The 7,586-nt window shown below is 47.6% G+C and carries 6 protein-coding genes; all 6 read left to right on the top strand.

Annotation, left to right across the window (positions count from 1 at the left end; genetic code table 11):
* The first annotated feature begins 191 nt into the window (after window positions 1-191).
* Complete coding sequence (gene ppsA / locus ACI31H_RS04485; protein ID WP_439770800.1) at window positions 192-2,558, top strand: phosphoenolpyruvate synthase; 2,367 nt, start codon at window positions 192-194, stop codon at window positions 2,556-2,558.
* A 23-nt stretch (window positions 2,559-2,581) separates the two neighbouring features.
* Window positions 2,582-4,354: a right-handed parallel beta-helix repeat-containing protein gene (locus ACI31H_RS04490; protein ID WP_439770801.1), complete on the top strand. Its 1,773-nt coding sequence runs from the start codon at window positions 2,582-2,584 to the stop codon at window positions 4,352-4,354.
* 16 nt (window positions 4,355-4,370) lie between these two features.
* Complete coding sequence (tpiA, locus tag ACI31H_RS04495) at window positions 4,371-5,144, top strand: triose-phosphate isomerase (RefSeq protein ID WP_439770802.1); 774 nt, start codon at window positions 4,371-4,373, stop codon at window positions 5,142-5,144.
* 17 nt (window positions 5,145-5,161) lie between these two features.
* A complete protein-coding gene (locus tag ACI31H_RS04500) occupies window positions 5,162-6,028 on the top strand; it encodes a class II fructose-bisphosphate aldolase (protein ID WP_439770803.1) in 867 nt (288 codons plus the stop codon).
* A 20-nt stretch (window positions 6,029-6,048) separates the two neighbouring features.
* Entirely contained in the window at window positions 6,049-6,705 is a 657-nt protein-coding gene (locus ACI31H_RS04505) for a histidine phosphatase family protein (protein ID WP_439770804.1), read from the top strand.
* Between the two features lie 55 nt (window positions 6,706-6,760).
* The coding region (locus tag ACI31H_RS04510) for an alpha/beta fold hydrolase (protein WP_439770805.1) at window positions 6,761-7,586 on the top strand (826 nt) is incomplete at its 3' end.

The following is a 7,586-nucleotide window of genomic DNA, read 5'->3' on the forward strand; positions in this document are numbered from 1 at the left end:
CAAAAAAGCCAATAACCACACGCCTTTGGCGTGATTATTAGCTTTCAAGTTTCAGAATAAAAAATTAACTGGGTCTAAATAGCGTTATATCAAAACCGAAGTTATTACATTATTTAAAAACGAAAAAAGTGATTGACATTTTCCTGAATACTGATTACGAAATAGGCAGTTTCAGTAAAGGAGATGCAGGAATGGTAAAACGCGAAGAAAAAGATATTTTATGGTTTGATGAATTACATCGCCAGGACGTGCACCTAGTTGGCGGAAAGTCTTCCTCCTTAGGGGAGCTTACTTCTGCAACTCAAATCCCGGTACCGTATGGTTTTGCGACAACGACGCATGCCTACCAAACGTTTATGGCAGCTACTAATCTAAACCAACGGATTAATGACCTGCTGGCGACAATTAGTGACTATGAAGATACAGAAGAACTTCGGACAGTTTGTGCGCAGATTCGGTCATTAATTATTAGCGCGGAGATGCCGTCAGAACTAGCGGCGACAATCAAAGCTGCCTATGAGAAGCTAGCCACGAAAATGAACCAGGATGCACCGTTCGTCGCGGTTCGCTCTAGTGCCACTGCTGAAGACCTACCAGATGCGTCATTTGCCGGCCAGCAAGAGACTTACTTAAACGTTCGCGGGGCCGACCTGGTAGTCAGAAAGGTTCAAGAGTGTTACGCATCGCTTTTTACTGACCGTGCTACTTATTACCGCCATAAGCAACATTTTCCACATGAAAAGGTTGCCCTCTCGGCAGCGATTCAAATGATGGTCTTTTCCAAGGCAGCGGGCATTATGTTTTCCGTCAACGTAGCCAACGGCAATAGCCAGCAGGTAGTCGTCGATTCAATTTTAGGCCTCGGGGAATACATTGTGTTAGGCAAAGTAACCCCTGACCACTACGTAATCGATAAGGCTAGCGGCAAGATTGTTGACCGGACAATTAATAATAAGGCGGTGGAACTAGTACAAGACCCGGCAGGAGGAACGCACGAACAGAAAGTCCCAGCCGACCAGGCGACCCAACCGGCCCTTACCGATAGCCAGGTAAGGACGTTGGCCGAGTACGCCAAGCGGATTGAAAGGCACTATGGCTGCTATATGGATATGGAATTCGCTCTTGACCGGTTTACTAACAAATTATGGTTGGTTCAGGCGCGTCCCGAAACTGTCTGGGCAAATAAGGATAAGGCAACTACAAAAGAAGCGGGTGAAAGTATGACGAAGGGTATCCAGCCAATATTAAAAGGATTACCGGCTAGCCCGGGCCTAGCAAGTGGCCGGGTTCACGCCATCGCGGATCCAAGTGATATTGACTCATTCAAGACTGGTGAGATGTTGGTAACGCCAATGACTTCTCCCGACTGGGTGCCGGCCATGAAGAAGGCGGCCGCCATTATTACCAACAACGGCGGGATGACCTGTCACGCAGCGATTGTCTCCCGGGAAATGCAAATACCATGTTTAGTGGGAACTGCCTCGTGTGGTAAAGCAGCATTGGAACTACTCCATGATGGTGACCAGGTTACGGTTGATGCGAAAAATGGGGTGGTTTATTCCGGGGACCGGGTTAAAGAATTGGCCCCGCAGGAACAACCGTCCGCCACTTCAAGGGAATACTTTATTCCAACCGCCACCCGGGTGATGATGAACCTGGGTGACCCGAGTCTGGCAGAGCGGTATGTGGGCCTACCAGCCGACGGGATTGGCCTGATGCGAGAAGAGTTTATCTGGACAACCACAATTCCCCTATACCTGATTAAGACGGGCCGCCCAGAAAAGGCCGTTGATGGTCTGGCGGAAAGGATTGCTAAAGTTGCCCGGACAATGATGCCACGGCCAGTTGTTTTACGGTTTTCGGACTTTAAGTCAGGGGAATACCGGCACTTAACAGGTGGCGAAGAATTTGAACCACATGAACCGGCGGATTTACTTGGCTGGCGTGGCGCGGCCCGCTACTATGATCCCCGCTTTATTGAAGCCTTCAAGCTGGAACTAGCGGCCGTCAAGAAGGTACGAACGGAGTATGGCTTAACGAATCTTAACGTCATGATTCCGTTTGTCAGGACCGTCGATGAACTGGCCAAGATTATTAAGATAATGGCTAAAAACGGGCTGAAGAGAAGTGCCGATTTTAAGGTTTACATGATGGCCGAGATACCAGCCAACATTATCCTGGCCGATAAGTTTAACCAGTATATTGACGGCTACTCCATCGGTTCCAATGATTTATCCATGCTGATTCTCGGCTGTGACCGAAATAATGATACAGTTTCTGGACTATTTGATGAACGGAACCTGGCCGTTAAGCGGGCCATCCGCCACCTAATTACGGTTGCTCACAAGGATGGCAAGACGGTGTCCATCTGTGGTCAGGCGCCTTCTGAATATCCGGAGTTTGCTGATTTCTTGATTCGCAGCGGGATTGACTATCTCTCTGTTAATCCGGATATGGTTAAGGAGACACGACAAAACGTTGCCCACTTTGAACAGCGTCTATTACTGGACCGGGTACTTAATTGTCAACGGAAGACCGACGCTGATGTTGTCTGGTAGGCACTTTAGAAAGGAAAATCAAAATGCAAATTTACGTAGATGCCCAAGCTAAACTTGGTGGTAATGGTACGAAACAAGCACCATTTAAACGGATTCAAGAAGCGGCCTCGATTGCTCATCCTGGTGACCTAGTGATGGTCATGCCCGGAGTTTACCGGGAAAGTGTGAACCCTTGTTATAGCGGTTCGAAGGATAAGCCGATCCTGTACCAGGCAGTCAAACAAGGGCTGACTGTCATTAGCGGTGCTGAACAGGTTAACGAATGGGAAAAGATCGATGTTGATGTTTGGCGAGTTGTAATTCCTAACCAACGCTTTGGCGAATATAATCCATATACGACGCATGTTCAAGAAGCCGGCGACTACCAGCACACGGGTGAAGTCTTCCTGAATAACCGGGCGTTATACGAAGTTGACAGCCTTGAAAAGGTTAAGACTCCGACCAGTAAGAATCCAGAACGGCAATACGTTTGGTATACCCGGCAGGATCCAAAGATGGATACAACTACTATCTACGCTAATTTCCAGGGGAAGGATCCTAACAGTACGAACGTTGAGCTTACTTTCCGGGAAACGTGTTTTTATCCCCAGCGGCCGCGGGTTAACTTCCTGGTTCTTTCCGGATTCACGCTGACTAAGGCGGCTAGCCAGTGGGCTGATGGTAAATACAACCGCGCCATTATCGGTACTAATCATGCCCAGGGCTGGAAGATCGTAAACTGTAATATTTCACATGCTAAGTGTGCCGGGATTTCACTGGGCCGTTACCCAACGCTCCCGGCGGAAGAGGAGTTAAATGCACATCCGGTTAAACACTACATTAAGAATAACCGGATCTTTGACTGCGGCCAGGTGGGGGTAATCGGGGTTGATGGTAATCCATCACCAGTGATTGAGCACAACCACTTCTTCCGTATCAATACCCGCTTCAACCTTATTGGGGAGACCGTCAGTGCAATTAACCTTTTCCCCGCCATCGGGGCCCAGATCCTTCGTAACTGTATCCACGATTGTACCCGGGGAATTTGGCTAGGCGGCCGGGTGGAAAAGACCCGCATTAGTCGGAACTTGATGTATAACAACACCCTACCTGGTAAGTTCAGGCTGACGAATAAAAACCAGGCCCAGTTACTAGCCCACCTGGGGGAAGATATTCAAATCGAAAACTCGTTTGGGATTACAACAATTGATAATAACTTTCTCCTCTCTGACTGTGCCTTGCGGTTGGAAAGCTATGATATCTTGTTAGCCCATAACTTAATCAACGGCCGGCTGGCCTGGCAGTCAAATAACCTGGCGGCAGCCAGTGGAGACAATCCACTTTACCACCGAATTATTCATCAGGACCGGTCAACCAGCCTAACTTCTTACTTCTATAACAACCTCTTTGTTCAAAAGAAGTTACGGCTAGAAGTAAGAAAGTTAATCCGGCAACAGGATGATTGGTACCACGAGGGCTTAGTTCAAGAAGTGGCTAAAAATGACTTCTTTATCACTGAAGATAATCATTTGACCCGGCTTACTGCTAACAAGGGAGGAAATTCTTTTATTGGCAATGGTAACCGTCCAATTAACTTAACGGTTGAGAACCGCCGTCAAGGCTTCTTCTTGAAGAGTGACCTCCAGGAGTTCTTAAGTGAAGATAGCTGTCACTTACTGACAATGGTTAACCAGCACAACCGGCTGCAGGTTGATACCGATTTTGCCGGTCGTCACCGCGAAGGCCACCGGGTGACCCCTGGGCCGTTGGACAGTAAAACAGAGTATTCAGCATGTTTATTTTCGGCAATGGCCTAATTAGGAGAGTGACAGTATGCGCAAGCCATTTATTATCGCCAATTGGAAGATGCATAAAAATATTGAGGAATCAGTCGCGTTTATTAACCAAATCAAGGATTACCTACCCCGGGCGGCTGACGAAGAGGTTGGAATCGCTGCCCAAGCCGTCGCACTTTCGAGTATGAATCAAATGGCCCAGGGAACGAACTTACAAATCATTGCCCAGAATGCGGCCAGTGAATTGATGGGGCCTTATACCGGTGAGATTAGTGCCCGCTCACTAGCGGATGCCGGCGTTTCCTATGTAATGCTGGGCCACCTCGAGCGGCGGCGGTTATTTCATGAAGACAACCAGATGATTAATCAAAAGGTCCGTGCTGCGTTGACCATGGGAATCACACCCATTATTTGTACTGACGATAAGATGGTTCAGGCGTCAGTTAAAGGGGAAATCCGCTATGTCTTTGACCAGCTGAAGGGGGTCCTAAAAGGGGTGGCTTCCCAGGACCTTCAAAAGATTGTCCTCTCCTATGAGCCGAGCTGGGCAGTCGGCAGTAAGCACTCCGCTAACCCACTAGTTGCCCAGGAGGGTTGCCGCCGGATTAGGCGAACGGTTGAGAACTTATACGGCAGTGCCCTGGCCAATAATATGCGGATCCTCTACGGGGGGAGTGTTAATCCAGAGAATATTGCGACCATTATGGGGCAAGCAGATGTTGACGGTGTATTGATTGGTCGTGCTAGTCTATCGGCCAATGACTTTTTGAAAATGGTTAATTGGCGGCAAGCACTCTCCCAGGTCATGTAAGAAAGGATATCAGTAAAATGGCATACTTTGATAATGGTAATAAAATCTTTGCAGACGCCCGTGCGAACCACTATGCAGTGGGGGCATATAATATTAATAACCTAGAATGGACACGGGCCATCCTCCGCGCCGCTAACGAAACGAGGACCCCCGTACTCGTTCAGGTATCAATGGGGGCGGCCAAGTATATGGGGGGCTTTAAGTTCGTTCGTGATATGGTCGCGGACCAGATAGATGCGATGGCGATAACGGTTCCCGTTATTTTGAACCTAGACCACGGCGACTTTGCTGCGGCCATGGAATGCATTAAACTAGGTTATTCATCTGTGATGTATGATGGACATAAGTTGCCCTTAGAAGAAAACTATCGGCAGACGCGTGAAGTTATTCGGGCGGCCCACCAGCGCGGAATCTCCGTTGAAGCGGAGATTGGCAAGGTGGGTGAAAACCAGGATGCCAGTAGTGGGGAGTTGGCCGCGGTAGAAGATGCCCGCGCCTTCGCCGAATTAGGCGTTGATAAATTGGCCTGTGGTATTGGCAACATTCACGGTATTTACCCACCGGATTGGCAGGGGCTGGATTTTGCCCGATTAGCGGCAATTTCAGATGCTGTTACGATTCCCTTAGTCTTGCATGGCGGTTCAGGGATCCCGAAGAAACAAGTTCAACGAGCAATTTCAATGGGAATTGCGAAGGTGAATATCAATACGGAATTCCAGCTCGCCTTTCAAGCGGCCACCCGCGCCTACATTGAAGCAGGTCATGACTTGGACAAGGATCATAAGGGCTATGATCCCCGTGAATTACTTCTACCGGGGACCGAAGCAATAACGGAAAAAATGAAGGAAATGATTGCGTGGCTCGGTACACCAGCGGTGGCCTAGTTAAACGTGGAGGGACAGAAATGGCGACAACGGTATATTTTATTCGACATGGTGAAACATATTTTAATTTATTTGCGCGGCTCCAGGGGTGGTCTGACACGCCGCTGACGGCCAAGGGGGTACAGGATGCAGTTAAGATAGCGGACGTACTTAAACCGCTTAAGATTGACTATTTTTATTCCAGCGATTTAAAGCGGGCGGTCGATACCGCGCAAGTGATAATTGACCGTTTGGCATTAAAGAATATCCGGCGGCCAATTCAAAACGCCTGCTTTCGGGAGGCCTTTTACGGGTCATTTGAAGGCCATAGCAATGAGGAAGGGGCCATCTGGGCAGGCTACTTAGGGGATGCAAGGTGTCGGCGCATTGGGGACCTGGTAACTAACTTTGGTGTCCGTAAAGCCCATGACCTCTTAAGACAGGCTGATCCGGCCCACCTGGCTGAGGGGAGTAAGCAACTAGACCAACGCGTTACGGTAATGCTAGATTTACTTTCGGCACTGCCGGATGAAAGCACGGTTGTTGTTGCTAGCCATGGTTCGATCATCCAATACTTAGCGACGGTTCTCGGAAAAAATAAGCAGTACGAGAATCCGGCCAATGGTGCACTGATGAAACTCATCATTGATGGGGGCCAGGCACGGGTGGCCGCTTATAACCAGTTTTCTTTAGATTAATAGTGAAAACCGACCTTAGTATGTTGAGAATAAAAACGTCTTTGAGGTGATTATAATGTCTTACTTTACAACCAACGATAATACGCGTATTTACTATGATGTAGCGGGCCAAGGCAAGAACCTATTAATGGTTCATGGTTATGGTTGCTCATCAAAGTATTTCAAGAACAACGTACCAGAATTGAGTAAGCATTTTCGTGTAATTACGGTTGATTTACGTGGCCATGGGAACTCTAGTGAGACCGTTTCTGGTGCTAGGGTATCACGGCTAGCTACGGATATTCATGAACTATTGCAATCACTAGATTTACATGATGTAACGTATTTAGGCTGGTCGATGGGGTGTTCCATCGGGTGGTCATATTGGGACCTCTTTCGTGACGACTTTTTAAGTAAGTTTATTTTTGTGGACGAAACGGCATTGGGGATAAACAATGCCAATAATTATTCTGGATTACTAGACTATCAAGAAACCTTAGATTTTTGCCAATCGTTGTCTGTGGATAAAGATCGGGTCCTAACAGACTTTATTAGCGGGATCCTAATCAATAAGAATTTAGACATCAGTGACTTGATTGCCGAATCACTCCGGGCTAATACTAATTTCATTGCCCCGCTCTTTTATAACCACTTAATAATTGACTGGGAGGATGTCATTAAGACGATCACCCTGCCAAGTCTGGTTATTTCAGGTGGAAAGAGCTTCTTTGATAGCAACACTGTCAAGAAGGTTAGTGACGATATTTCGAACAGTCAGTTTGTAACCTTTGATGATGTTGGTCACCTACTTTTCTTTGAAGAACCAGAGAAATTCAACAATTTAGTTACGGTAGATTATAGAATGAAGTTAGCCACCCAGTTGGTGGTAAATAAAAAACGCC

Origin of the sequence: Limosilactobacillus sp. (assembly GCF_051873035.1) — a bacterium.
GTDB lineage: Bacteria > Bacillota > Bacilli > Lactobacillales > Lactobacillaceae > Limosilactobacillus.